At 70.5% G+C, this 26,506-nt stretch carries 24 protein-coding genes; 21 read left to right on the top strand and 3 right to left on the bottom strand.

What is annotated here, in order from left to right; all coding sequences use genetic code 11:
- The first annotated feature begins 1 nt into the window (after position 1).
- The 7 genes from murD to OO71_RS25035 all read left to right on the top strand — a co-directional run bounded on the left by murD (position 2) and on the right by OO71_RS25035 (position 7,772).
- A complete protein-coding gene (gene murD / locus OO71_RS25065; protein WP_033292344.1) occupies positions 2-1,408 on the top strand; it encodes a UDP-N-acetylmuramoyl-L-alanine--D-glutamate ligase in 1,407 nt (468 codons plus the stop codon).
- Positions 1,395-2,846 (top strand): putative lipid II flippase FtsW, encoded by a 1,452-nt coding sequence (gene ftsW / locus OO71_RS25060; RefSeq protein WP_033292510.1) that lies wholly within the window; start codon positions 1,395-1,397, stop codon positions 2,844-2,846. The genes murD and ftsW overlap by 14 nt, the downstream gene beginning before the upstream one ends.
- Positions 2,843-3,976 carry an undecaprenyldiphospho-muramoylpentapeptide beta-N-acetylglucosaminyltransferase gene (murG, locus tag OO71_RS25055; protein WP_033292343.1) on the top strand — a complete coding sequence of 378 codons (1,134 nt, stop codon included), beginning with the start codon at positions 2,843-2,845 and terminating at the stop codon, positions 3,974-3,976. The genes ftsW and murG overlap by 4 nt, the downstream gene beginning before the upstream one ends.
- Positions 3,960-5,372: a UDP-N-acetylmuramate--L-alanine ligase gene (murC, locus tag OO71_RS25050; RefSeq protein ID WP_033292342.1), complete on the top strand. Its 1,413-nt coding sequence runs from the start codon at positions 3,960-3,962 to the stop codon at positions 5,370-5,372. Before murG ends, murC begins: the two co-directional genes overlap by 17 nt.
- Positions 5,369-6,205, top strand: coding sequence for a cell division protein FtsQ/DivIB (locus tag OO71_RS25045; RefSeq protein WP_033292341.1), 837 nt, complete (start codon positions 5,369-5,371; stop codon positions 6,203-6,205). Before murC ends, OO71_RS25045 begins: the two co-directional genes overlap by 4 nt.
- Positions 6,206-6,275: 70 nt before the next feature.
- Positions 6,276-7,109 (top strand): NAD(P)H-binding protein, encoded by an 834-nt coding sequence (locus OO71_RS25040; RefSeq protein ID WP_033292340.1) that lies wholly within the window; start codon positions 6,276-6,278, stop codon positions 7,107-7,109.
- A gap of 198 nt (positions 7,110-7,307) precedes the next feature.
- The gene (locus tag OO71_RS25035; protein WP_033292339.1) at positions 7,308-7,772 is read left to right on the top strand and encodes a DinB family protein; all 465 of its coding nucleotides are present in this window, start codon (positions 7,308-7,310) and stop codon (positions 7,770-7,772) included.
- Here OO71_RS25035 and OO71_RS25030 read toward each other — a convergent pair.
- Together OO71_RS25030 and OO71_RS25025 are read right to left on the bottom strand one after the other, a co-directional pair.
- Positions 7,747-8,529 (bottom strand): DUF1295 domain-containing protein, encoded by a 783-nt coding sequence (locus OO71_RS25030; RefSeq protein WP_033292338.1) that lies wholly within the window; start codon positions 8,527-8,529, stop codon positions 7,747-7,749. The genes OO71_RS25035 and OO71_RS25030 overlap by 26 nt on opposite strands.
- Entirely contained in the window at positions 8,526-9,764 is a 1,239-nt protein-coding gene (locus tag OO71_RS25025; protein WP_033292509.1) for an SAM-dependent methyltransferase, read from the bottom strand. The genes OO71_RS25030 and OO71_RS25025 overlap by 4 nt, the downstream gene beginning before the upstream one ends.
- A 30-nt stretch (positions 9,765-9,794) precedes the next feature.
- On the opposite strand from OO71_RS25025, the gene OO71_RS25020 reads away from it, so the two are divergent.
- From OO71_RS25020 to OO71_RS24970, 11 genes are all read left to right on the top strand, one after another.
- Positions 9,795-11,102, top strand: coding sequence for an NAD(P)/FAD-dependent oxidoreductase (locus tag OO71_RS25020; RefSeq protein WP_051792096.1), 1,308 nt, complete (start codon positions 9,795-9,797; stop codon positions 11,100-11,102).
- On the top strand, positions 11,099-11,827 hold the full coding sequence (locus OO71_RS25015; protein ID WP_033292336.1) for a DUF1365 domain-containing protein: 729 nt from the start codon (positions 11,099-11,101) through the stop codon (positions 11,825-11,827). The genes OO71_RS25020 and OO71_RS25015 overlap by 4 nt, the downstream gene beginning before the upstream one ends.
- Positions 11,820-12,410 carry an ECF RNA polymerase sigma factor SigK gene (gene sigK, locus OO71_RS25010; protein WP_033292335.1) on the top strand — a complete coding sequence of 197 codons (591 nt, stop codon included), beginning with the start codon at positions 11,820-11,822 and terminating at the stop codon, positions 12,408-12,410. Before OO71_RS25015 ends, sigK begins: the two co-directional genes overlap by 8 nt.
- Complete coding sequence (locus tag OO71_RS25005; RefSeq protein ID WP_033292334.1) at positions 12,407-13,174, top strand: anti-sigma factor; 768 nt, start codon at positions 12,407-12,409, stop codon at positions 13,172-13,174. The genes sigK and OO71_RS25005 overlap by 4 nt, the downstream gene beginning before the upstream one ends.
- Positions 13,175-13,438: 264 nt before the next feature.
- Positions 13,439-14,764: a cell division protein FtsZ gene (gene ftsZ / locus OO71_RS25000; RefSeq protein ID WP_033292333.1), complete on the top strand. Its 1,326-nt coding sequence runs from the start codon at positions 13,439-13,441 to the stop codon at positions 14,762-14,764.
- Positions 14,765-14,941: 177 nt separating this feature from the next.
- Positions 14,942-15,655 (top strand): peptidoglycan editing factor PgeF, encoded by a 714-nt coding sequence (gene pgeF, locus OO71_RS24995; protein WP_033292332.1) that lies wholly within the window; start codon positions 14,942-14,944, stop codon positions 15,653-15,655.
- Positions 15,652-16,392, top strand: coding sequence for a YggS family pyridoxal phosphate-dependent enzyme (locus OO71_RS24990; RefSeq protein ID WP_245633767.1), 741 nt, complete (start codon positions 15,652-15,654; stop codon positions 16,390-16,392). The genes pgeF and OO71_RS24990 overlap by 4 nt, the downstream gene beginning before the upstream one ends.
- A gap of 80 nt (positions 16,393-16,472) precedes the next feature.
- Positions 16,473-17,069 carry a cell division protein SepF gene (locus tag OO71_RS24985; RefSeq protein ID WP_033292331.1) on the top strand — a complete coding sequence of 199 codons (597 nt, stop codon included), beginning with the start codon at positions 16,473-16,475 and terminating at the stop codon, positions 17,067-17,069.
- 115 nt (positions 17,070-17,184) lie between these two features.
- On the top strand, positions 17,185-17,460 hold the full coding sequence (locus tag OO71_RS24980) for a YggT family protein (protein WP_033292507.1): 276 nt from the start codon (positions 17,185-17,187) through the stop codon (positions 17,458-17,460).
- Between the two features lie 52 nt (positions 17,461-17,512).
- The gene (gene wag31 / locus OO71_RS24975; RefSeq protein WP_033292330.1) at positions 17,513-18,367 is read left to right on the top strand and encodes a DivIVA-like cell division protein Wag31; all 855 of its coding nucleotides are present in this window, start codon (positions 17,513-17,515) and stop codon (positions 18,365-18,367) included.
- Positions 18,368-18,541: 174 nt separating this feature from the next.
- On the top strand, positions 18,542-19,126 hold the full coding sequence (locus tag OO71_RS24970) for a hypothetical protein (RefSeq protein ID WP_033292329.1): 585 nt from the start codon (positions 18,542-18,544) through the stop codon (positions 19,124-19,126).
- On the opposite strand, the gene OO71_RS24965 is transcribed toward OO71_RS24970, so the two are convergent.
- Complete coding sequence (locus OO71_RS24965; protein ID WP_033292506.1) at positions 19,071-19,853, bottom strand: ArsR/SmtB family transcription factor; 783 nt, start codon at positions 19,851-19,853, stop codon at positions 19,071-19,073. The genes OO71_RS24970 and OO71_RS24965 overlap by 56 nt on opposite strands.
- A 65-nt stretch (positions 19,854-19,918) precedes the next feature.
- Between OO71_RS24965 and OO71_RS24960 the strand changes: the two genes are divergently transcribed.
- The 3 genes from OO71_RS24960 to OO71_RS24950 all read left to right on the top strand — a co-directional run.
- Positions 19,919-21,262 (top strand): MFS transporter, encoded by a 1,344-nt coding sequence (locus OO71_RS24960; protein WP_033292328.1) that lies wholly within the window; start codon positions 19,919-19,921, stop codon positions 21,260-21,262.
- A gap of 232 nt (positions 21,263-21,494) precedes the next feature.
- Positions 21,495-24,653 carry an isoleucine--tRNA ligase gene (gene ileS, locus OO71_RS24955; RefSeq protein WP_033292327.1) on the top strand — a complete coding sequence of 1,053 codons (3,159 nt, stop codon included), beginning with the start codon at positions 21,495-21,497 and terminating at the stop codon, positions 24,651-24,653.
- Between the two features lie 992 nt (positions 24,654-25,645).
- On the top strand, positions 25,646-26,506 hold an 861-nt coding region (locus tag OO71_RS24950; RefSeq protein ID WP_033292326.1), incomplete at its 3' end, for a DUF222 domain-containing protein.

Below are 26,506 nucleotides of genomic sequence, written 5' to 3'. Positions count from 1 at the left end.
CGTGGATCTTGACGGCAAACATGCTCTCGTCGCGGGCGCCGGGGTCACCGGGAAATCCGTCGTGCCCATCCTGCAGGAGCTGGGCGCGCACGTCACGGTCACCGACGGCAACGCCGAGCGGCTGCAGGAGCTGGCGGGGCTGGGTTCCGAGCTGGTTCCCGGCCTGACCGAACCGCCGCCGGGTACCGCGCTCGTGGTCACCAGCCCGGGCTGGCGGCCGACCGCTCCGCTGCTGGTCGCGGCGGCCGAGGCGGGGGTCGAGGTGATCGGCGACGTCGAGCTGGCGTGGCGGATCGGGCAGCTGCGCGAGCATCCGCCGGCGTGGCTGGTGATCACCGGCACGAACGGCAAGACGACCACCGTCGGCATGCTCGAATCGATTCTCCGTGCTGCCGGATCCGACGCCGTGGCCTGCGGAAATGTCGGCTACCCGGTGCTCGACGCGGTGCAGAGCGGCCACCAGGTGCTGGCCGTGGAGCTGTCGAGCTTCCAGCTGCACTGGTCGTCCACGATCGCGCCGGACGCGTCAGTGGTGCTCAACCTCGCCGAGGACCACCTCGACTGGCACGGCTCGATGGCCGAGTACGCCGCGGCGAAAGGCCGGGTCTACGAGCGTTCCCGCGCCGTGGTGTATAACGCCGAAGACAGCTGGTCCACGCAGATCGCCGGAGAGCATGCGCCGGAAGGCACGCGGCGGATCGGTTTCCGGCTCGATACTCCGGCGGCCGGTGAGCTGGGCCTGGTCGAAGACCTGCTGGTGGACCGCGCTTTCGTGGCCGATCCGGCGACGAGCGCGGAGGAGCTGGCCGAGGTCGCCGACGTCCGCCCGGCCGGGCCGCACAACATCGCCAACGCGCTCGCCGCGGCTGCGCTGGCCCGCGTGCACGGGGTGCCGCTGGCGGCGGTCCGGAAGGGGCTGCGCACGTACGAGCCCGCGCCGCACCGGGCGGCGGAGGTCGCCGAGATCGGCGGGGTCCGCTACATCAACGACTCCAAGGCCACCAACCCGCACGCCGCACTCGGGTCGCTGCTCGCGCACGAGAGCGTGGTGTGGATTGCCGGTGGGCAGCTCAAGGGCGCTTCGGTGGACGAGCTGGTCGCCGCGGTCGCCGGGCGGCTGCGCGGGGCCGTGCTGCTGGGCGTCGATTCACCCGTGATCGAGGCCGCTCTCGCGCGACACGCGCCGGATGTCCCGTGCAACCGCCTTCTTCCGGGTGACGATGAGCCCATGACTGCGGCGGTGAATGCGGCCAGCGCCCTGGCTCGTCCTGGTGACGTGGTGCTGCTCGCGCCCGCCGCCGCCTCGCTGGACATGTTCCCCGGCTACGGCGCGCGCGGTACCGCGTTCGCCGCCGCGGTGGCAGTCCTGGCCGGTGGTGCGGCGGGGGCGGCGGATGACGGTCGTTGACGACAAGAAAGACCAGGCGCGCACCCCGCGAAGGCGCAAAGGCCGCAAGGAAAGCCCGTTCGTCGCGCTGCGTACCGCGCTGACCGCCTGGCTTTCCCGCCCGCTCGCGTCGTTCCACCTGGTCCTCGCGCTCACCGGGGTGCTCACCGTGATGGGCATCGTGATGGTGCTGTCCGCGTCGTCGGTGGCCTCTTACGACCCGAAGACCGGCAGCGGCGTGTACGCGCTGTTCTCCAAGCACCTGATGTTCGTGGCGCTCGGCGCGATCGTGTTCTGGGTCGGCCTGCGGATCAAGCTCGAGCGGATCCGGCGGATGTCGGCGACGCTCACTGTGCTGTGCCTCGGCCTGCTGATGCTGGTGCTGACGCCGCTCGGGTCCACCGTGAACGGGTCGCAGGGCTGGTTCAAGCTCGGCGTGTTCACCTTCCAGCCGGTGGAGGCGGCGAAGGTGGCGCTGGCATTCTGGGGCGCGCACATCCTGGTGATCAAGTACAACGTGATCCACCAGTGGCGGCATCTGCTGGTGCCGGTGGTCCCGGTGGCGCTGCTGATGTTCGCGCTGGTGATGATGCAGCCCGACCTCGGCGGCACGATCACGCTCGCCGTGGTGCTGCTGGCCCTGCTGTGGTTTGCCGGTGCGCCGAAACGGCTTTTCGCGGTGATCCTCGCGGGCGGCCTGAGCGGGGTGCTGGTGCTGGCGATCATCGCGCCGTACCGGCTGGCCCGTGTGATGAGTTTCCTGTCGCCGGACGCGGACACCTCGGCCGAGGGATTCCAGGCGAACCAGGCGAAACTGGCGCTCGCCGACGGCGGCCTGTTCGGCAAGGGGCTCGGGCAGGGCGCGTCGAACTGGGGCTACCTGCCGAACGTGCAGAACGACTTCATCTTCGCCCTGATCGGCGAGGAACTGGGGTTCGTGGGCTGCGCGGTGGTGCTGGCGCTGTTCGCCGGAGTGGCCGTGGTCGGGCTGCGGATCGCCACCCGCAACATCGACCCGTGGATCCGGATCGTCGCGGGCACGCTCACGTTGTTCCTGGTCGCGCAGGCGGCCATCAACATCGGGTACGTGGTGGGATTGCTGCCGGTCACCGGCGTCACGCTGCCGTTGATCTCGTACGGCGGCACGTCGCTCGTGATCACCATGCTCATCATGGGCGTGCTGGCCAACGCCGCGCGGCACGAACCCGAGGCGGTGGCCGCACTGCGTTCGCACGGCCCGGGTAAATTCGGACGCCTGCTGCGGCTGCCCGCGCCCGACCCGTACCGCCCGCCCTCGCCCCGCAAGGGCCAGCGCGGTTCCGGGAACGGGGCGAAGGCGGCCCGGCCGGCGCCGCGAGCGGCCCGGCCCGCACCGGCGCAGGAACGGCGCCGGTCGCCGCGGCGGACGACAGGCAACCGCGGTGCCCGGGGCACCGCGAACCGGAGAGGTCATTGGTGAGTAAGCCCGTCAAGGGAACCGAGCGGTCGGCAGCGGGCCGGGCGCCCGTCGTGGTGGTCGCCGGAGGCGGCACCGCGGGACACATCGAGCCGGCGCTCGCGCTGGCCGACGCCGTGAAACGGCTGCGCCCGGACGCCGAGGTGATCGCGCTCGGCACGGCCCGCGGCCTGGAGAACAAACTGGTCCCGGCACGCGGGTACCAGCTGGAGCTGATCCCGCCGGTCCCGATGCCGCGCAAACCGACCCCGGAGCTGCTGCGGCTCCCGCTCAAGGTGCGCGATTCCGTCCGCCGTACGCGCGAGGTACTGGACCGCGTGCACGCCGACGTCGTGGTCGGCTTCGGTGGGTACGTCGCGCTGCCGGCGTACCTGGCCGCGCGCGGACGTACGCCGATCGTGGTGCACGAAGCGAACAAATCGGCCGGGCTGGCCAACAAGGTCGGCGCGCGGTTTGCTTCGCGGGTTGCCGTGGCAGTGCCCGGTACGCCGCTGCCGAAGGCAGAGGTCGTCGGCATTCCGCTTCGCCGGTCGATCACGTCGCTGGACCGGGCCGCTCTGCGCGCCGAAGCCCGCGCGCATTTCGAGCTCGATCCGGATGCGCCCACTCTGCTGGTGTTCGGCGGATCGCAAGGCGCGCAGTCGATCAACTCCGCAGTGTCCGGTGCGGCGAAGGATCTCGCCGAGGCGGGCGTCGGCGTGCTGCACGCGCACGGGCCGAAGCACACCCTTGTGGTACAAGAGTTTCCGGGCCATCCGGCGTACGTACCGGTGCCGTATCTGGAGCGGATGGACCTCGCGTACGCGGCGGCTGACGCGGTGGTGTGCCGGTCCGGTGCGATGACCGTGGCCGAGGTGTCCGCGGTCGGGCTGCCCGCGGTGTTCGTGCCGCTGCCGCACGGAAACGGCGAGCAGGCGGTGAATGCGCAGCCTGCGGTGGAAGCCGGGGCGGCGTTCCTGGTGCCCGACGCCGACCTCACCCCGGCGAAGATCGCCGAGCTGGTGATCCCGCTGGTCACCGACGCGGACCGCGTCGCGAAAATGAGCTCGGCCGCGGTCGGGCTCGGCCACCGCGAGGCCGACGAAACCCTCGCCCGGATCGTCCTGGAGGCTGCCGGTGCCTACCCCGCTTGAGCTGCCCGCGTCACTGCGCCGGGCCCACCTGATCGGGATCGGCGGGGCCGGGATGTCCGGTATCGCGCGGATTCTGCTGGCCCGCGGCGCCGCGGTCTCCGGGTCCGACGCCAAGGAATCGCGAGCGCTGCTGTCGTTGCGGGCACAGGGCGCGACGCTGTTCGTGGGGCAGCGCGGGGAAAACCTCGCGGAGCTGCCCGAGCCGCCGTCGGCCGTGGTGGTGTCCACCGCGATCAAGGAGACCAACCCGGAGCTGGCCGCGGCCCGCAGCCGCGGCATCCCGGTGCTGCACCGCGCGCAGGCGCTGGCCGGGCTGATGGCCGGGCACCGGGTCGCGTGCATTGCCGGTACCCATGGGAAAACGTCGACCACGTCGATGCTCACGGTGGCGCTGCAGCACTGCCGGATGGACCCGTCGTTCGCGATCGGCGGTGACCTCAACGAGTCCGGCGCCAACGCGCACCACGGCGAGGGCGGCGTGTTCGTCGCGGAGGCCGATGAGAGCGACGGCTCGTTCCTCACGTACACGCCGTCGGTCGCGGTCGTGACGAACGTGGAGCCCGATCATCTCGACCACCACGGCACGGCCGAGGCGTACGTGAAGGTGTTCAGCGACTTCGCCGGCCGGATCGAACCGGGCGGGCTGCTGATCGTGTGCGCGGACGACCCGGGTGCGGCGCGGCTGGGCGACGAAGCTGCTGCGGCCGGGGTGCGGGTGCGCCGGTACGGGCGCGCTGCCGCCGCCGACGTCCGCGTGCTGGACTACACGCCTGCGCCGGACGGCGGTGTGGTGCGAGTGCTGCTGGACGGTGCCGAGCGTGAGCTGCGGGTCGCGGTGCCGGGGGAGCACATGGCGCTCAACGCGGTCGCTGCGCTGCTGGCCGGGCTCGAACTGGGCGCGCCGGTGGACGGGATGGCCGAGGGGCTCGCCGCGTTCGGCGGGGTGCGCCGCCGGTTCGAGTTCAAGGGCCGCGCGGGCGACGTGCGGGTGTACGACGACTACGCGCACCACCCCACGGAGGTCGACGCTCAGCTGCGGGCGGTGCGCGTGGCTGCGGGTACCGGGCGGGTCGTGGTGGTGTTCCAGCCGCATTTGTACTCGCGTACGAAGACTTTCTCGGCCGAGTTCGCCGAGGCGCTGTCGCTGGCCGACGAGGTCGTGGTGCTGGATGTGTTCGGGGCGCGCGAGGATCCGGTGCCGGGGGTGACCGGGGCGCTGATCGCCGACCGGGTCCGCGTGCCGGTGCACTACCAGCCTGCGTTCGACGCGGCCGCCGCGCTGGTCGCGGACCTCGTGCGGCCGGGCGACCTCGCGGTCACCATGGGTGCGGGCGACGTGACGCAGCTGGGTCCGGAAATCCTGGCCGAGCTGGACCGGAGGGCCGCCGGAGCATGACCGGGACCCGGCAGCGCCGCCGCCCGTCCTCCCCCCGGGTGGACGAGCAGAAGCGGGCTGCCCTTGCCCGGGAACGACGGGGGCGGCGGTCGGAGGAAGACCGCCGCCGCACGCGGTCGCGCCGCACCGCCTCGCGGCGGGCGCGGCCGACGCGGGGCAAGGAAATCCGCCGCCGGTGGGTGGCGCTGCTGACCGTGGTCACCGTGCTGGCGCTGGGATATCTGCTGTTCTTCAGCTCGCTGCTCGCAGTGAAGACGGTGACTGTCGAGGGCGCGAAAACCGTGCCGGCGGACCAGATCCGTACCGCCGCCGAAGTGCCCGCGGGGCTGCCGATGCTGCGCGTGGACGTCGACGTGATCCGCGACCGGGTGGCCCGGATGCCGGGGATCGCGACGGTCGACGTGTCGCGCTCGTGGCCGACGACGCTCGAGATCGCGGTGACCGAACGCACCGCGATCGCGTTCTTCGACAGCGGCCCGGGCGGCGACGGCGTGCACCTGGTCGACGGCGGTGGTGTGGTGTTCAAGACGGTGCCGAACCGACCGTCCGGGCTGCCGGAGCTGAAGCTGCCGAAGGTGTCCGCCGACGATCCGGTCACGCGGGCGGTCACCGCAGTGCTGGGCGTGCTGCCGGAGCCGCTGCTGAAGCAGGTCAAGACCACGACGGCGCAGACCCCGGCGAGCGTCGCGTTCACCCTCGCCGACGGCAAGACAGTGCGCTGGGGGAATGCCGAGAACACCGACCGTAAGGCGAAAGTGCTGGCTGCGCTGCTCACCCAGCCCGGCAAGATCTACGACGTCTCCGCTCCGGAACTGCCCACCATCACGCCCTGACGTCTTTTGACGGGGTTTCCCGTATGCCGTACGCTGTCCTTTTTCGTACGCCATACGGGAAGGTGGGGGCATGACGATCCTGGTGACGGGCGCGACGGGCAATGTGGGGCGCCTGGTGGTCGACGAGCTGGTGTCGCGCGGGGTTCCGGTGCGGGCGCTGACGGTCGACCCGGAACGGGCGGCGCTGCCGGAAGGGGTCGAGGTGGTCGTCGGGTCGCTGGCTCGGCCGAAGACTTTGCCGGGTGCGCTGGATGGGGTCGAGGCGGTTTATCTGGCGCCGTATGCGCGGACTGTGTCGCGGTTTTGTGAGCTGTCCGTCGAGGCTGGGGTGCGGCGGGTGATTGCGTTGTCGGGGAGCAGCATCGGGGACACGCATCCGGCGTCCAGCGGGCATGACTTCGCTGCTGTCGAGAAGGCGGTTTCGGCGGCCGGGTTTGCGTGGACGTTCCTGCGTCCGGGTGCGTTCATGGACAACTCGCTGGGGTGGTCGGCGTCGGTGCGGGAGCGGGGGGAGGTGCGGTCGGTGTTTGCGTCGGCCACGCAGACGCCGATCGATCTCGGGGATATCGCTGCGGTGGCCGGGCATGTGCTGACCACTGAAGGGCATGCCGGGCGGACGTATGTCCTCAGTGGACCTGAGGGGTTGTCTCTTGCGCAGATGGCGGTGGCGATCGGGGAGGCGGTGGGTCGGCCGGTGCCGTTCGTGGAGCTGACGGTGGAGGAGCAGGTCGCGGAGTGGGTCGGGGCGGGGTATCCGGCGGATATTGCGGAGTGGCTGGTGGAGGGGTTTGCGGAGACGGTGGCGCATCCGCAGGTGCCGACTGGGGTGGTGGAGGAGTTGCTGGGGCGGCCTGGGGTCACTTATGCGGAGTGGGCGAAGGCTCATGTGGCGGCGTTTGCTTGAGTGGGCCCGTTGCTGGTGGGGCACCCCGAAGCCCGAGTGTCACTACGGTCGGAGGGGCTTGTCAAGGCGGGAAAGATGCCTTGACAAGCCCCTCCGGAATGGGGGCGGGGCGGGGCGGTGGGTGGGTGCGAATTGTCGGGGGTGTGCGGCACACTGCGACGCGTGACTACTACTGCACCTCAACGTCCTGATCCGCCGATGGACGGGGACGAGCGTACTCAGCTCACCGGGTTTCTCGATTTCCTGCGGGCCAGTGTGGAGTGGAAGTGTTCCGGGCTCACGGACGAGCAAGCGCGCCGCGTTCATCTGCCCAGTGAGCTCACCACCATCTCCGGTCTGTTGTGTCATCTGACTTTGGTGGAGAACTACTGGTTCTGTGTCGTCCTCGATGGGCAGCCGGACGAGTGGGCGGAGCGGCTCGAGGTTGATCGGGACGCGGAGTTTCGGGTGGCGCTCGAGGTTCCGATCGAGCAGTTGCTCGCCGAATACCGAGCCGAGACCGAGCGTTGCCGGGCGGTCGTGGCGGCGCGGGGGTTCGGGGACACTGTGCGGTACAAGGGCGATCGGCCGCTCACGGTGCGCTGGGTGATCGAGGAGACTGCCCGGCATTTGGGGCACCTCGACCTGCTGCGTGAGCTCACCGACGGGCTGACCGGCGAATGAGTCCGGGCGGCAAGGGTACGAAGCCGGAGGTGCGTTCCACGTAGTCCGCGTAGCCGGGGCGGGATTGCCGCAAACTCTGTTCCAGCATGGGTTTTCCGGTGCCGCGGGCCAGCAGTGCCGTCATCACGATCGGCGACAGGACGGTCGCCGCGCCGGGCCACGAAGAGCAGGCCAGCAGGTAGAGGCCCCACCAGACGCAGGCGTCGCCGAAGTAGTTCGGGTGGCGGGTGTAGCGCCATAATCCCGTGTCGAGGACTTGGCCGCGGTTGGCCGGGTCGGCGCGGAAGCGGCGTAGTTGTTCGTCGCCGGTGGTTTCGAACGTGAAGCCGACCAGCCAGACGGCGATGCCCAGCCAGGCGGTCACCCCGAAATCCTTGCCGGACATGGCGAATTGCACCGGTAGCGAAATGAACCACAGGAGCACTGCCTGGAGAAGGTATACCCGGACGAACATTCGCGCGCCCGGGTTCGGTCCGGCGCGGTCCAGCATTCGTTGGTAGCGCGGGTCTTCCGGCTTGCCGTGGTTGCGTAGGTGCAGGTGTACGGCCAGGCGGACGCCCCAGATCACGGTGAGTGCGGCGGTCACCAGCCGCAGGGGAAGCGGGCCGGTGCCGAAGGGGAAGGCCACTACGGCCACGAGTGCGAAACCCAGTCCCCAGAAGGTGTCGATGGTGTCGTAGCGGCGTCGCCGCCGGGCGATGGCGAAGGTCAGGGTGACGGCGACCAGCGTGACTGCGGCGGTGAGACCGAGGATCATGTCCACTCCCGGGCAAGGGGCAGTCCGCTGCGGCCGGTCGCGTCCGGGCGGACGGCCAGGATCTGGTCCACGCCCATGCGGTTCTCCTCGAAAGCGAGCGCTCCGCCGACGAGGTACAGCCTCCACACTCGTGCGCTTGTCTCGCCGATGAGGGCGACGGCTTCGCTCCAGTGTCGCTCCAGCGTGGCCGCCCACGCGCGCACGGTCGGGACGTAGTGCTCGCGCAGCGCGTGTACGTCACGGATCTCGAAACCGGCGGTCTCCAAGTGCGCGAGGGTACGGCTGACCGGGCGCATGGTCATGTCCGGCGCGATGTACCGCTCGATGAACGCGCCGCCACCGGGGGCGACAGCGCCGCGCGACATCTGTTGCAACAACAGTCGTCCGGTGGGCTTGAGCATGCGGAACAGGGTGGCCGCGTACGTCGGATAGTTCTCTTCGCCCACATGTTCACCCATCTCCACCGACGCCACCGCATCGAAGGGTTCCCCGGTCAGCTCACGGTAATCCTGCCGACGCACCTCGACGCGGTCGCCGAGGTCGTGTGCCGCCAGCCGCCCTCGGATGTGCTGCACCTGCTCGGCGGAGATCGTCACGCCGACTGCGTGGACGCCGTGGTGTTTGGCCGCATGCACGAGCAGCGAGCCCCACCCGCAGCCGACGTCCAGCAGCCGCATGCCGGGGCGCAGGCCGAGTTTCCGGCAGATCAGCTCCAGTTTGTCGTGCTGTGCCTGTGCCAGGTCACCGGTGGTCCAGTAGCCCGCGGAGTAGGCCATCGACTCGTCGAGCAGCAGCTGGTAGAAGGCGTTCGACAGGTCATAGTGGTGCGCGATCGCCGACCGGTCCCGGGCGAGGGTGTGCCGGACACCCCGCAGCCGCGCTTCTTCCGCGGGCGGCTTCGGCGGCGGACCGAGCACGCCGAGCCGAAGGGCGAGCCGGACCGCCTCGGCCCGGTCCCGCATGGTCGGCCGGACCGGGTTCAGTGCCCGGACCTGCCGGAACGTCTCGGTCAAATCGCCTTCGACATTCAGATCTCCGGACACATAAGCCCGCGCCAGACCCAGCTCGCCCGGCGCGTAGAGCAGCCATCGCAGCGCGCGGCGGTTGTTGAGGACGACGGTCGGCCCGGCAGGTCCGGCGCGGTGGCCGTCCCAGGTCCGGAGGGCCACCGGCAGCGGGGTGCCGAGCAGCCGTTCGGCGAAGTCGGCGAGGCGGTGTGCAGCGGAGTTCGGCATACCCGGGGTTCGGAGCGGCCCGGCGCGCGGATGGGTACCAATCCAGGCCACGACCGGCGCCGAATCCCCGTCGTGCACCACACCACGGGACAACGCATCGCAGTCATCGGCAGCGGGGTCGCCGGTCTTACCGCCGCGTACCTGCTGCAACGCCGCCACGAGGTCCTGCTGTTCGAGGCCGACGACCGGCTCGGCGGCCACGCCCACACGCACGACGTGCCGAGCGCGCACGGCGGGACCGTCGGCGTCGACTCCGGGTTCATCGTCCACAACGAACGCACGTACCCGACGCTGATCCGGCTCTTCGGCGAGCTCGGCGTCCGCACGCGCGCGACCGAGATGTCGATGAGCATCCGCTGCGACGGCTGCGGCCTGCAGTACGCCGGGGCGAAGGGCCTGCCCGGCCTGTTCGCGCAACGGCGCAACACCACGTCCGGCCGGTACCTGCTCATGCTGGCCGAGGTCAAACGGTTCCACCGGCATGCCGCGAGGCTGCTCGCCCGTCCCGACGCCGGGGAGGTCACGCTCGGTGCGTTCCTCGCGATCGGCGGGTATTCCGGGTATTTCGTCGACCATTTCGTCCTGCCGCTGGTCTCGACCGTCTGGTCCGCCGACCGGGTCGACACGATGCAGTACCCCGCGCAGTACCTCTTCGAATTCCTCCGCAACCACGGCATGCTCACCGTCCGGAATTCGCCGACCTGGCGGACCGTCGTTGGTGGCTCGCGCGAGTACGTGGAGCGGGCGGCCAAGCAGCTGACCGCGGTGCATCTGTCCACGCCGGTCCGCGCGGTGCTGCGGACCGCGCACGGCGTCGAGGTGCGCGATGACGCCGACACGCCACACCGTGTCGACCGCGTCGTGGTCGCCACCCACGCCGACCAGGCCTTGCGACTGCTCGCCGATCCCACTGCGGCGGAACGACAACTGCTCGGCACCTTCCGTTATTCGCGCAACGAGGCCTGGCTGCACACTGACCCGTCCGTGCTCCCGACAGTCGCCGCGGCCCGGTCGTCCTGGAACTACCGGACCCCCGAATGCGGTGCCGACGTCGACGCCGTCCAAGTCACCTACGACCTCAACCGGCTCATGGGCCTCGACGAGACCACGACGTACGCCGTCACCCTCAACCCCCGCGCGCACCCGGAGAGCGTGGTCGCGAAGATGTCGTACCAACATCCCATCTACACCCCGGAATCCGTTGCTGCGCAACGACGTCTCAGTGAGCTCAACGACGGCGTCCTCGCCTACGCGGGCGCGTACCAGGGCTGGGGATTCCACGAGGACGGCTGCTCGTCGGGTGTCCGCGCAGCAGCCAGTTTCGGGGTGGCTTGGTGAACACCGCGACTGCCGTCCTATACGACGCCACTGTCGCGCACGTCCGGCGCGCCGACCCGCCGTACTCCTTCGCGCACCGGATGTACTTGTGGCTCACCGATCTCGACGACCTGCCCCGCCTGCCGTGGTGGCTCCGGCCATTCGCCCGTTTCGACGGACGCGACCACTTCGCGCGCGGTGAACCCGGCGACATCCGGTCCAAACTGGACACTTGGCTCGCGTCCCGCGGGGTGGACCTGCACGGCGGCCAGGTCGTCATGCTCGCTTCGGCGCGGGTGCTCGGGTACGTGTTCAACCCGATCACCGTGTACTGGTGCCACACGCCGGACGGCGCGCTCGCGTGCGTCGTGGCCGAGGTGCACAACACCTACGGCGGCCGCCACGCGTACCTGCTGCACGAAGACCTGAAGGCGGACAAGGAATTCTACGTGTCGCCGTTCCAGGAAATGACCGGCGAGTACCGCATGCACCTGCCGCGTCCGGACGAGTTGCTGGCGCTCACCGTCGTGCTGCACCACGGCGGCGACCCGGCGCTGACCGCTACGCTGCGAGGCGTCCGGCGTCCGATCGGGACTCGTACGCTCGCGCGGTTCCTGCTCGGCAGGCCGCTGCAACCGCAGCGCGTCGCCGCGCTGATCCGCCGCCACGGGCTCGCGCTGTGGCGGCGCAAGGCCCCGATCGCCGCCCGGACCGGGCAGAACACGGCAGGAGCCCTTCATGGATGAGAGCGCACGCATGGCCGCGGTGCCGCCGGACGGCCAGCCGGGTGCCGAGGGCTTGATGGCGCTGGTCGCCAAGGGGGACGAACGCGCCTTCGAACGGCTGTATGACCAGCTCGCCGGACCGGTGTACGGCCTGGTCCGCCGGATCGTCCGGGACCCGGCGCAGTCCGAGGAGGTCGCCCAAGAGGTGCTCGTGGAGCTGTGGAAGACCGCGACGCGTTACTCACCGGCGAAGGGCAGCGTGCTGAACTGGGCCATGACGCTCGCGCATCGCCGCGCCGTAGACCGCGTACGGTCCGCGCGGGCCAGCACCGAACGCGAGCGCAAGGCGACGTTCGAAGCCGCGCGCGGACGGCCGTTCGACGAAGTGGCCGAGTCCGTCGCGACGCGGCTGGAGCGCTCGCAGGTACGCCGCTGTCTGAAGGTGCTCACCGAACTGCAGCGCGAGTCCGTCCTCCTGGCGTACTACCAGGGCTACACCTACCGCGAGGTCGCCGACGTGCTCGACACGCCACAGGGGACCGTGAAGACCAGACTGCGTGACGGATTGATCCGGCTGCGCGACTGCCTGGGGGTGACGGCATGAGCAGTCCGGACATGCACACCTTGGCCGGCGCGTACGCGCTCGACGCGCTGTCGGAAGTGGAGCGGGCACAGTTCCGCCGTCACCTCGAACAGTGCGAAGCGTGCGCGCAGGAGGTACGCGAGCTTCGCGAGACTGCGGCCCGTCTCGGCGCAGCGATGGACGAACAGCCACCGTCCGGTCTGAAGGACCGCGTACTGGCCGAAATGCGCACCACGCGTCAGCTGCCGCCGCGGTCCGAGCCCGACGAACCGGGGGAGCGGACCCGCGGACCGCGCCGCTGGCCGATGCTGATCGCCGCCGCGGCAGCCGTCGTTGGTCTTGCGCTCGCGGGTGTGTTCGGCGGGATCGCCCTGCACACCAGCAGCGAGCTGCACAGCGCACAGTCCCAATTGGGCCAGGCACGCGACCGGTACCGCCCGGTCGCCGAACTGCTCGCCTCGCCGGACACGCGCACCGAGCACGTCACCTCGCCCCGCGGAGGCGGCGGCACGGTGATGGTGTCCCGCAAGCTGGACCGCGTGATGTTCCTGCAGTCGGGACTGCCGCCGGTGCCGCCGGACCGGGTCTACGAGGCCTGGCTGATGGGCCCGGACCTCGCGCCGCGCCCGGCCGGTCTGCTGCCCGGCGGGCCGTCGGGTTCGCTGGTCGTGGCGGACGGGCTGGCCGGGGCACAGCAGTTCGCGATCAGCATCGAACAGGCCGGTGGATCAGCCACCGGAAAGCCGTCGGCCGACGTCGTGCTCGTGACGCCCGTACCCGCATAACAGCCCGCATAACAGCCGTCATAGCAGCCCGGACCGCAGACCGCGAAGCAGGGTCCGGGAGGGGTTCCGGCCTTGCGCACGGGTTCGCGTTGTGGCAAAACACCTTTGCCGCATACGGCGTGGCTACTGGATTCGAGCCTGCCCGGTGCCTACCGTCCTGCCTTGACGCTGGTGGTTGACATAACTCTCACTCTCGAGTCGAGGGTGAGAGTTCCGGCCCCGGCGGGCGGTACGTGCACATCACGAGTCAGGAAGGCGGACCCGATGACGCCCCCGCACAACTACCTTGCGGTGATCAAGGTCGTCGGCATCGGCGGCGGCGGCGTGAACGCCGTGAACCGGATGATCGAGGTCGGCCTCAAAGGTGTCGAGTTCATCGCGGTGAACACCGACGCGCAGGCACTGCTCATGTCCGATGCCGACGTCAAGCTCGACATCGGCCGGGAACTCACCCGCGGCCTCGGTGCCGGCGCCGCCCCCGAGGTGGGGCAGAAGGCCGCCGAGGACCACCGCGAGGAGATCGAAGAGGTCATCAAGGGCGCCGACATGGTGTTCGTGACCGCGGGCGAGGGCGGCGGCACCGGCACCGGCGGCGCGCCCGTGGTGGCCCAGATCGCCCGCAAGCTCGGCGCGCTCACGATCGGCGTGGTCACCCGCCCGTTCACCTTCGAGGGCAAGCGCCGCGGCAAGCAGGCCGAGGACGGCATCCAGCAGCTGCGCAACGAGTGCGACACGCTGATCGTGATCCCGAACGACCGGCTGCTGCAGCTCGGCGACATCGGCGTGTCCCTCATGGACGCGTTCCGCTCGGCCGACGAGGTGCTGCTGTCCGGTGTCCAGGGCATCACCGACCTGATCACCACGCCCGGCCTGATCAACCTCGACTTCGCCGACGTCAAGAGCGTGATGTCGGGCGCGGGGTCGGCGCTGATGGGCATCGGCTCGGCCCGTGGCGAGGGCCGCGCGATCCAGGCCGCGGAGAAGGCGATCAACTCGCCGCTGCTGGAAGCGTCGATGGACGGGGCGCACGGCGCGCTGCTGTCCATCGCGGGCGGGTCGGACCTCGGGCTGTTCGAGATCAACGAGGCCGCGTCGCTCGTGCAGGAGTCGGCGCACCCGGACGCGAACATCATCTTCGGCACGATCATCGACGACTCGCTCGGCGACGAGGTCCGGGTCACGGTGATCGCGGCAGGCTTCGACGCCGGCGCGCCCACGCACAAGAAGCTCGACCCGCCCGCGTTCGGCGGACGGCAGGGCAACGGCAGCGGGTCCACCGCATCCGCCGCGGCAGGCCAGGTCGGCGGCGGGGCCACCCCGGTGCCGTCGTCCGCTCCGCAGGGTGGCGCCACGCCGGTGCCGCCGTCGGGCAGCTCGGGCTACCCGGTCGCGCCGCCGCGCACCCCGCCGGGCGGCCTGCCCCAGCCGGGCGGGACCTCGGGCGGCCTGCCGCAGCCGGGCACCTCGCGCGGGTACTCGCCGATCGGGTCCGGCAGCGCCGCGAACGGCGGCCTGCCCAGCCGTCCCGCCACGGTGCACGACGACCCGACCGACGACGACGTTGACGTGCCGCCCTTCATGCGCCGCTGACCCCCGGTTCGCCTGCGACCGGTTCCGTGAAGGGAACCATCACGGAATCAGATTCCGTGATGGTTCCCTTCACGGACTTCAGCCCAGCACCTCCGGCAACCGGGCAGCACAGGCTTCACCCGGAGCCCGCCCCGACTCACCCGGGGCGGGCTCCGGTGTTTTTGGCAGGATGACGGGGTGCGAGTACGACGAGTCGTCACGACCAGGGCGGGCGGGGCTTCCCGGCCGCCGTACGACACCTTCAACCTCGGCGACCACGTCGGCGACGACGCGGGCGACGTGTATGCCAACCGCAAGCGGCTGGCCACCGAACTCGGCCTCGCCGAAGACCGGCTGGCCTGGATGGAACAGGTGCACGGCCGCACCGCGACCATTGTGGACGGCACCGAAACCGCGGCCGCCGAAGCCACCGACGCGCTGGTCACGAACCGGCCGGGCGTCGCGCTCGTGGTGCTGGTCGCCGACTGCGTGCCGGTGCTGATGGCCGATCCGGAGGCGGGGGTGGTGGCCGCGGTGCACGCCGGTCGCGTGGGCGCCCGCGTCGGCGTGGTCCCGGCCGCGCTGGCGGCGATGCGTGACCTGGGTGCGGAGCCGGGCCGCGTGGAAGCGTTGCTGGGACCGGCAATCTGCGGCGAGTGCTACGAGGTCCCGGCCGCGATGGCCGCGGACGTCGAGCAGCATCTGCCCGGCAGCACGAGCCGCACCCGGAGTGGATCGACCGGGCTCGACCTGCGCGCCGGGCTGTGGCAGCAGCTAGCCGACCTTGGCGTCGGGCGCGTCGGCGCGGATCCGCGCTGCACGGCCGAGGAAAAGACGCTGTTCAGCTACCGCCGCGACGGCACCACGGGCCGGATCGCCGGGATCACGTGGCTGGAAGAGGCGATCGCGTGACTGAGCCCGACATCGCTCGGCGCAAGGAGCTGGCCGCCGCAATCGCCGAGGTCGAAGAGCGCATTGCGGCGGCCTGTGCGGCAGCCGGGCGCGCCCGGGACGAGGTGCGGCTGATCGGGATCACGAAGACCTTCCCGGCCGCCGACGCGGCCCTGCTCACCGACCTCGGGCTCCGGAACCTGGGTGAGAACCGTGACCAGGAAGCGGGTCCCAAGGCCGCTGAAGTCGCCGAGCTGCGTCCGGACGCGGCGCCGCGCTGGCACATGGTCGGGCGGCTGCAGCGGAACAAAGCCCGCTCGGTGGTCCGCTGGGCGGACGAGGTGCAGTCGGTCGATTCGGCGCGGCTGGCCGATGCACTCGGCCGCGCGATGGCCGCCGCGCGGGACGCGGGGGAGCGCACCGAACCGCTCGACGTGCTGATCCAGGTGAGCCTCGACGGTGACACCGCACGTGGTGGTACCCCCTTGGGCGAGGTTCGTGCCCTTGCTGACCACATCACTCACGTGGGGGAGCTGCGACTGCGTGGCGTTATGGCCGTCGCTCCACTGGGGGATGACCCGGGCACGGCTTTTGCCCGCCTGGCCCAGGCCGCGGAAAGTCTCCGGGCGGATTACCCGGAAGCGGATGTCGTGTCCGCCGGGATGAGCCATGATCTGGACCAGGCGATCCGGCACGGCTCGACGTGTGTGCGTGTCGGAACCGCGTTGCTCGGCAGGCGCGGTTTAGCCTCGCCGTAGGGAGTTCGCCCGGTGGTCACGTTTCGTGTCCGCCCGGGCGGGGCACAACGGTGCGGGAGCGGCTAGGGCTAGGGAGAGGCATGAGCGCGCTGCAGAAGCTGAAGGCCTACTTCGGGATGGTGCCCGCGGACGAGCACGGCTACGACGACGAGTACGACGACTACGACGACCGCTACGACCGGGCGCCGGCACGCTCGAGGGAACGGTACCGCGACCGGCCGGACCCGACGGAACCCGCCTACGACGCCTACGACGAGCCCGCCGCGCGCATGCGGTCCCGGTCCTCCGTCGCGGCCGAGCCGTCGACCCACGGAGCGCTCGCCGTGGACCGCCAGCCGGAACCGGTCGCGCGGCTGCGGCCGGTCACCGAGCCGGTCGCGCCGCCGGTGCGCGACCCGCTGAGCCGGATCACCACGCTGCACCCCACGAGCTACCTCGAGGCCCGCGCGATCGGGGAGCACTACCGCGAGGGCATCCCGGTGATCATCAACCTCACCGAGATGGAGAACGCGGACGCCAAGCGGATCGTGGACTTCGCCGCCGGGCTCGCGTTCGCCGTGCGCGGCTCGATGGACAAGGTCACCAACAAGGTGTTCCTTCTCTCACCGCCGGACGTCGACGTGACCGCCGAGGACCGCAGGCGGATCGCCGAGGGCGGATTGTTCCTGCGCGGGTGAAGACCACCGGACCGCTGGGCGCAGCCAGACGTGATTTTGTCGACTCGCGGGCACGCCGGGCGGCTGGCTGCGGCTTCTCCGGCCGTCCCCCGCTAGAGTGGTCGCCGTGAACGCTGTGTGGCTGGTGATCTGGTACGTGCTGTTTGCCTTCTGGCTGCTGCTCACGGCCCGGATCGTCATCGAGCTCGTGCGGACCTTCGCACGGGAGTGGCGTCCCGCCGGAGGGGTTGCGGTGACGCTCGAGACCATCTACACAGTGACCGACCCGCCGGTGCGGCTGTTCCGCAGGATCATTCCGATGGTCCGTATCGGCGGCGTGGGACTGGACTTGTCGATTATGGTGCTGCTGTTGGTTGTGTTCTTCGCGATGCAACTGGCGACGCCCAGGTGATCGGGGAAACCCGGGTGTGTCCTGCAGGCCATGGAGTGCGTGAGGTGATCTGATGTCGTTGACCCCCGCTGACGTGCATAACGTCGCGTTCAGCAAGCCGCCCATCGGCAAGAGGGGCTACAACGAGGACGAGGTGGACGCGTTCCTCGACCTGGTGGAGACCGAGCTTGCCCGGTTGATCGAGGACAACAACGAGCTGCGGCAGCAGGTCGAGCAGCTCGACAACGAGCTCGAATCGACCCGTTCCGAGCTGGAGAACGCGAAGGTGAGCGGTCCGCCACCGGTGCGCGACCCCGAGCCGTCCCGCCGGCTGGCGCCGGTTCCGCCGCCCGCGTCGGCGATGGAGCAGACCCAGTCGCACTCCATGGTCGGAGCCGACAACGGCGAGCCCAACGTGCAGGCGGCGAAGGTGCTCGGCCTGGCACAGGAGATGGCCGACCGGCTCACCGCCGAGGCCAAGACCGAGTCCGACGGCATGCTGGCCGAGGCCCGGACCAAGTCCGAGCAGCTGCTGTCCGACGCGCGGGCGAAGTCCGACTCGATGGTCAACGAGGCCCGTACGCGTGCCGAGACCATGCTGAACGACGCGCGGACCCGGGCCGAGACGCTGGAGCGCCAGGCCCGCGACAAGGCGACCACGATGGAACGCGAGTCGCAGCGCAAGTACACCGAGACGATGAACAGCCTGAACGCCGAGAAGGGCGCGCTGGGCAAGAAGATCGAGGAGCTCCGCACGATCGAGCGGGAGTACCGCACGCGGCTGCGCGGGTTCCTCGAGTCCCAGCTGCGTGAGCTCGACGACCGGGGCTCCGCGGCACCGGCGTCGGCTTCGTCCGGATCGGGCCAGTCGTCCTCCGGTAGCAGCGGTCAGGGCTACTCGTTCGGCCCGCGCGCCGAGGCAGGCTGACCGTACGTTCCGCGCCGCCCCGCCGGATCCCTCGTGGACCCGGCGGGGCTTCGGCGTGCCTGCACCCGGGTCCGCGCCGGGTCCGCCACGGGTCCGCCACGGTGGGGAACCGGCGCGGTACCGCGCGTGGGCGGGTCGCGCTCCCGTGCCGGAGCTGCCGTGTTGTAATTCAGCGTGCTTTACATCGTCCTCGTTCTGGTGCTCGCAGCGCTCGGGCTGCTCGTCACGGCCCTCATCACGGCCACCTCGCTGTGGGCCTGGGTTTCGATCGGGCTGTCGGTGCTCGCCGGTCTGCTGCTGTTGCTCGACTGGCTGCGGCGGCGCAAGCGCGAAGCCCCGGCCGAGTCTTCGGAAGACTCGAAGGACGACGCCGCCGCTGCGCCCGAGGAAGACGCCGAGCAGACCGAGCTGATTCCGGTCTCCGGTGAGCTGGGCGACCCGGCGGAGGTGCCGGAGCCGGTGGTCGAAGAGGACTCCGGAGAAGAGACCGCCACGCCCGAGCCGAAGGCCGCGGCCAAGGCGGTCCGCGACACCCCACCGGGCGTGGAGGAGACAGACCCGGAAGACCTCGAGGTGGTCAAGGAGCTCGAGGACGAGGTCGTGGTCGTCGACGAGTATCCGCGCTACCACCTGGTGGACTGCGGCTGGCTCTCCGGCCGCGACACGATCCCGATCGGCGTCGGCGAGGCGCGGCAGCTCGGGTTCACGCCGTGTGCGCGCTGCGGTCCGGACACGGTGCTGGCGGCAGCGCACCGCTGATCCCCAGCACGTCGCCGAGCACGGCGGCGCCCTCGTCGGTCAGCCGGACTGCCCGGTGTGCTTTCGCGCGGCTGCGGAGCCATCCGGCGGCCAGGAACCGCTGCGTCACGGCGGCACCCAGCGCGCCGGCGAGGTGGTGGCGCTGCTCCGTCCAATCGAGACAGAAGCGCAGCAGCGGACGGCGGCTCGCGATGGCGAGGTCGACTCCGAGCGCGCCGAAGACCTCGGGCGCAGCGGGACCCAGTGTGTACGGATGTTCTTGCAGCTGCGCGGAAATCCGGTCCCCGGCGCGGCGGCGGGTGGTCGGGTCACCATCCACAGTGGCCAGTGCGCCGCGGTCGAGCAGCGCGGCGGTGACGGTGACCCCGAGGCGTCCGGCCAGGTGGTCGTAGCAGAGCCGGGCCGTGCGCAGGGCCTCGGCGCGAGTGCCTTCGCGCAGCGACCGGACCGGCCGGGCGGGGGAGTGCCGGGCGAGGGCTTCCAGGAGTTCCGGGGCCGCTCCGGCGATGCGGTAGAAGCGGTGCCGCCCGGATTTCTCGGCGGTCACCAGGCCCGCCGCGAGCAGTTTCGCCAGGTGCGCGCTCACTCCCTGTGCCGAAAGACCCGCCTCACCGGCGAGTACGGATGCCGCGAGCGACCGTCCGTCGGCCAGCGCCATCAGCACCCGGACCCGCGCCGGGTCGGCGAACAGCGCCGCGGTGCGGGCGACGTCGGCGTCTCCTTCCATGAGTCCCAGCATGCCCCCGCGACACTTCCAGCGCGACGGAAGTGTTTCCGCGGTCTGCTGTCCCTATGCGCAGCGCGATCTTGTTCACCATGTGCGCCGGGATGTTCTTGGTGCAGCTCGACGTCACCGTTGTCAACGTCGCCCTCCCGGCTCTCGGCAACGGGCTGCACGCGGATCTTCCGCAGCTGCAGTGGGTGGTGGTCGGGTACTCGGTGGTGCTGGCCGCGTTCCTGCTGACCGGCGGGGCGCTCGGGGACCTGCTCGGCCATCGCGGGGTGGTGCTGGCCGGGCTGGCGGTCTTCGGGGTGGCGTCGGCGGCGTGCGGGCTTGCGCAGTCCGCGGGCTGGCTGGTCGGGGCCCGGGCGGTGCAGGGGGCCGGCGCTGCGTTGCTGCTGCCCGGCACGATTGCGGTGCTGACCGGGACCTTCCCGGACCGGGTGGAACGCGCCCGGGCGCTGGGGATCTGGGCCGGAATCTCGGCGCTCGCCCTGCCCGCCGGACCGCTGCTGGGCGGGTTTCTCGTGTCCGCGGCCGGATGGCGGCCGGTGTTCTGGCTGAACGTGCCGATCGTGGCCGCGGCCATCGTGGCGACCCGTCGGCTGGTGCCGCCGGACGTCCGGAGACCGGGCCGCGTCGACCTTCCCGGCGCGGCTGCGGCGGCCCTTGCACTCGGGTCCGGGGTGTACGCGGTGATCGCGGGAACGCCGTCGGTCGCGTTGCTCGCGGGCGCTGCGGCGGTGGCTTTCGTTGTGGTGGAACACCGTTCTGCCGAACCGATGCTGCCGTTGTCGCTGGTGCGCGCGTGGCAGACCGCAGGCGCGAATCTGGTGTCGGCGGCGATGAACTTCGTCGGTCTCGGTTCGGTGCTGGTGTGCACGCTGTACCTGCAGGACGTGCTGGGTGCGAGCCCGATCGCCGCGGCCGTCGCGCTGCTCCCGATGTTCCTGCCGCTGGCGCTGGTCAGCCCGGTCGCCGGACGGCTCACCGCGCGGTTCGGCCCGCGGCCGCTCGTGGTGGCCGGGCTCGGGCTCGGTGCGGTCGCGATGCTGAACCTGCTGCGGGTCGGCACCACGACCGGGTACAGGGAGTTGCTGCCGACGTTGCTCGTGCTGGGCGTCGGGATGGGGGTGCTGACCCCGGCGGTGGTGACGGCGGCCGTGGCGGACGCGCCGGGGTCTGCGGCCGGGGTCGCGAGCGGGGTCAACAACACGGCGCGGCAGGCCGGTGGTGCGCTCGGGGTGGCGGTTTTCGGTGTGGTGGCGGGAGAACCGGCGGCGCACGAGAGGTTCGTCCACGGCTTGCATCTGCTGGGGATCGCCTCGGCCGGGCTCTGGGTGGTGGCGGCGATTCTTGCCGCAGTGACCGTGCCCGGGCGGGGCTGGCGGAAAGCCGCTTGTGCCCTGAAGTAACCTGATGTCAGCAAGGCGTCGATCCGGCCATCACCGGGGAGCCTCCGGAAGAACAGGGTGCGCGCACCCCCAGTAGAACCGGACGGGTACGGCCCGTCACAGCCGTTGAACGAGAGGCCCGGGAGCGTGTGCCGGGCAAGCGGGGTGGTACCGCGTGGCGCGCGAGCGTCTCGTCCCCGTGTGGGTGGCCGCCGGTCGCCCGTACGAGCGACGAACGCAAGGAGCGCACCGGATGTACCCCCAGGCCTCGCCGGGCGGAGAGACCACGGTCCCGTCCCAGCCGTCGTTCCCCGCGCTGGAGAAGCGCGTTCTCGAGTACTGGGAGTCCGACCGGACGTTCGCGGCCTCGATCGGCGGGCGCCCGGCGGGGGTCAACGGCGACAACGAGTACGTGTTCTACGACGGCCCGCCGTTCGCCAACGGCCTGCCGCACTACGGGCACCTGCTCACCGGGTACGTCAAGGACATCGTGCCGCGCTACCAGACGATGAAGGGCCGCCGCGTCGAGCGCCGGTTCGGCTGGGACACCCACGGCCTGCCCGCCGAGCTCGAGGCGATGCGGCAGCTCGGGATCACCGAGACCACCGAGATCGAAGAGATGGGCATCGCGAAGTTCAACGCGGCTTCGCAGGAGTCCGTGCTGCGCTACACCGACGAGTGGCAGGAGTACGTGACCCGGCAGGCGCGCTGGGTCGACTTCGAGAACGACTACAAGACGCTCGATGTCACGTACATGGAGTCGGTGCTCTGGGCGTTCAAGCGGTTGTGGGACAAGGGACTCGTGTACGAGGGCTACCGCGTCCTGCCGTACTGCTGGCGCGACGCGACGCCGCTGTCCAACCACGAGCTGGGCATGGACGCCGACGTGTACCGCAACCGCCAGGACCCGGCGGTCACCGTCGGATTCCGGCTGGAGGGCAACGGCAACGACCTCGACGGCGCGTACCTGCTGATCTGGACCACGACGCCGTGGACGCTGCCGTCCAACCTGGCCACCGCGGTGCACCCCCAAGTCGAGTACGTCGTGGTGGAAAGCGAGGGCAGGCGGTTCCTGCTCGCCGAGGCGCGCGCAGCCGCGTACGCCCGTGAGCTCGGCGAGGAACCGGCGGTGGTCGCGCGTTACACCGGCGCGGACCTGCTCGGAACCCGTTACGCACCACCGTTCCCGTACTTCGCCGGCACGGAGAACGCGCACCGCGTGCTGTCCGCGGACTACGTCACGACGGACGACGGCACCGGCATCGTGCACATCGCGCCGGCTTACGGTGCCGAGGACAAGGTGGTCACCGACGCGGCCGGGATCGCCCCGGTGACGCCGGTGGACGACCACGGCAAGTTCGACGCGACGGTGCCGGACTACGCCGGGCAGCTGGTGTTCGACGCGAACCCGAACATCGTGCGGGACCTCAAGAACGGCACCGGTTCGGCGGGCAGGCAGGGCGCGGTGCTGCTGCGGCACGAGACCTACGACCACTCGTACCCGCACTGCTGGCGCTGCCGCAACCCGCTGATCTACCGCGCGGTGTCGTCGTGGTTCGTGGCGGTGACGCAGTTCAAGGACCGGATGGTCGAGCTGAACCAGCAGATCACCTGGTACCCGGAGAACGTCAAGGACGGCCAGTTCGGCAAGTGGCTGGAGAACGCCATCGACTGGTCGATCTCCCGCAACCGGTACTTCGGCACGCCGATCCCGGTGTGGCGCTCGGACGACCCGGAGTACCCGCGGATCGACGTGTACGGCTCGCTGGACGAGCTGGAGCGCGATTTCGGCGTGCGGCTGGACAATCTGCACCGGCCGTACATCGACGAGCTGACCCGGCCGAACCCGGACGACCCCACCGGCCGCTCGACGATGCGCCGCGTATCGGACGTGCTGGACGTGTGGTTCGACTCCGGCTCGATGCCGTACGCCCAGGTGCATTACCCGTTCGAGAACGCGGAGTGGTTCGAGCACCACTACCCGAGCGACTTCATCGTCGAGTACATCGGCCAGACGCGCGGCTGGTTCTACCTGCTGCACGTGCTCGCGACGGCGCTGTTCGACCGGCCGGCGTTCCGGACGTGTGTCTCGCACGGCATCGTGCTCGGCTCCGACGGGCAGAAGATGTCGAAGTCGCTGCGGAACTACCCGGACGTGAACGAGGTGTTCGAACGCGACGGCTCCGACGCCATGCGGTGGTACCTCATGGCGAGCCCGATCCTGCGCGGCGGCAACCTGGTCGTAACCGATCGGGGGATCCGCGACGCGGTCCGGCAAGCCGTGCTGCCGCTGTGGAATTCGTACTACTTCCTGGCGCTGTACGCGAATGCGGACGGCAAGCAAGGTCAGTGGCGTACGGATTCGGAACACTTGCTCGACCGGTACGTGCTGGCGAAAACCCACGAACTGGTGACCGACGTCGAGTCCGCTTTGGACAGTTACGACATCGCGGGCGCATGCGCGCTGGCCCGCGGCTTCCTGGAGGTGCTGACGAACTGGTACGTCCGCCGCTCGCGGGACCGGTTCTGGGCAGGCGAGCAGGACGCGATCGACACGCTGCACACCGTGCTGGAGGTGACGTGCCGCGTCGTCGCGCCACTGCTGCCGCTCACGACGGAAACGGTGTGGCGCGGCTTGACCGGTGAGCGCTCGGTCCACCTCACGGACTGGCCGAACGCCCTCGACCTGCCCGCCGACGCAGCGCTGGTGACGGCAATGGACCGCGTGCGGCAGGTGGCGTCGTCGGCGCTGGCCCTGCGCAAGGCGAACAAGCTGCGCGTCCGGCTGCCGCTGGCGAAACTCGTGGTGGCCGCCGAGGACGTCGAGCCCCTGCGCGCGTTCACGGACATCCTCCGCGATGAGGTGAACGTGAAGTCGGTGGAGCTGACCACGGATGTTGCCGCGCACGGCACGTTCGAGGTCGCGGTCAATGCCCGGGCTGCGGGCCCGCGCCTCGGGAAAGCCGTGCAGCAAGTGATCAAGGCGGTCAAGGCAGGCGACTGGACCACGAACGCGTCCGGAGCCGTGGTGGCTGCGGGTGTGGAGCTCGTCGAGGGCGAGTACGACCGGCGCCTGGTGGCTGCCGGGGCGGCCGCGGAGCTGCCCGGCGGTGCGGGCCTGGTGGTGCTGGACACGGAGGTCACGGAGGACCTCGCCGCGGAAGGCGTGGCGCGTGACCTGGTGCGGGTGGTGCAGCAGGCGCGCCGTGATGCTGACTTGGATGTGGCCGATCGGATCTCGTTGACGGTCTCTGCACCGGAGGAGGTGGTTTCGTCGGTGCGGAAGCATGAGGAGTTCGTGACGTCGGAAACACTGGCGACTGCGGTGTCGTATGGGGAGGTCGGGGAGGGCTTCTTCGAGGGGACAGTGGGTGACGGGGTGAAGGTGCGGGTTTCGGTGGTGAAGGCCTGACTGTGCTCGGCGGGTTGGCTCGGCTGGGCTGGGCTGACGGGTTGGTCGGGCTGGCGGGTTGGTCGGGCTGGGCTGACGGGTTGGCTGGCCGGGTTGGCTGGGCTGGCTCGGCCGACGGCTTGGCTCGGCTGACGTGTTGAGCTGAGGGCACTTTCCGAGCTTGTGCTGGTTGGCTCGCGTCGCCAATGGCGTCCCGGGCTGGGCCTGGGTGATACCGGATGGGTCAGTCATCGCTCCAGCGGTGGGGTTGACCCCCGGTCCCAACCCACGTCCGGCGGCGGTCGGAGCAGGGACGCGACACTCCGCGCTGTGCTGCGGTTGCGTGCCGCAGTACCGACGTGCCTGCTGCCATACCTCATACCTCATGCCTGCAGTGCCGCGGTTGCGGTGCCGCGGCCGTGCCGCGGTGCCGTGCCTGCCTGTCGTGCCGCGGTGGCGGTTCTGCCGCCGTGCCATGCCTGCGGCCGTGCCGTGCCTGCCTGTCGTGCCGCGGTGGCGTGCCTGCCTGCCTGCCGCGGTTGCAGTGCTGCCGACGTGCCATGCCTGCTGCGGTGCCGGGCCTGCCGTGCCACGCCGCGGTTGCGGTGCCGCCGTGCCGTGCCGCCGTGCCGTGCCGCCGTGCCATGCCTGCCACGGTGCCGTGCCTGCCTGTCGTGCCGCGGTTGCAGTGCTGCCGCCGGGCCGCCTGCGCCTGGGCCATGCCTGCGGCCGGGCCATGCCTGCTTCGCCGTGCCACGCCGCGGTTGCAGTGCCGCCGTGCCTTGCCTGCGGTGCCGCCGTGCCGCTGTCTCGCGCCTTCGAGGCGAGTGAGCGCTCCACACCAACGTCGGTGAGGGTCTGATCGCCCGGTGTTCTGAGCCGCGACCGACCGGATTCTGTTGCCGTGGCGAGGTTTTCGCTGCGCAGAGTGAGCAGTTGTTCTCGCGTGAGTGACTCGACATCGACCGTTGTGAGTGATGCATGATCGAACACGCGTTCGATAATGTGGTGGTGTGTCCCCGACAGCAAAGATCCCGGCCTGGCAACTGTCCGACCGCGAATTGACCGAACATCTCGTTGCCGCTCAACAACAACAGAACACCGCTTACGCGTGGCAGCTGGAAGTCATCCGGGAAGTGGAAAGCCGGGGCATCGCACCCGAGGGTCACCCGTCGACGGCGGTGTTCCTGGCGACCGCCCTGCATGTGACTCCGCGTGAGGCCCGTGCCCGCGTTGCCCAGGCCACGGCCGAGGTGCCGTTGACCCGTAAGGCCGCGTCCGCCGGTGATGTGACTGCGCAGCATGTCGCGGTGATCGCCGAGGGTCTGGCTGCGGCTCCGGATTGGTTGACTCCTGAGGATTACACGGTGGCTGAGGACATGTTGGTTGCGTTGGCTGTCCAGGCCGACCACGCGACGGTCCGCCGTGCCGTGCGCCGGTTACGTGCGTATTGGGATCATGAAGGCACCCCACCCGCCGACCACGCGGAGGCGTCCGCGAGACCGTGGCGGGAATTCCGCTACCACTGGACCCGGGGCGGCCGATTCCACTTCACCGGCAATGTCGACCCCGAGACCGGCACTGTCCTCGAACAGTTGCTGGTCCCGCTCGCCGCCCCGGATCCCGCGGACCCGTCCGGCGCTCCGGATCCCCGCACGACCGCCGAACGGCACGGCGACGCGATTGCCGCGATCGCCGACCTGGCTGCCCGTGCCCCGGATCTGCCGGTGAAAGCAGGGGAGCGCGCCGTCGCGACCGTCACGGTGGCGTTGACGGACCTGCAGGCCGCGGCGAAAACGGTATTCCTCGACGACCACACCCCACTCCCCATCGCCGACCTACGCCGCCTCCTCTGCGACGCCAAGATCTACCCC

Origin of the sequence: Amycolatopsis jejuensis, assembly GCF_000717335.1 — a bacterium.
GTDB lineage: Bacteria > Actinomycetota > Actinomycetes > Mycobacteriales > Pseudonocardiaceae > Amycolatopsis > Amycolatopsis jejuensis.
The sequence above is the reverse complement of the archived record's forward strand: the minus strand, read 5'-3'. Positions and strand labels throughout refer to the sequence as shown.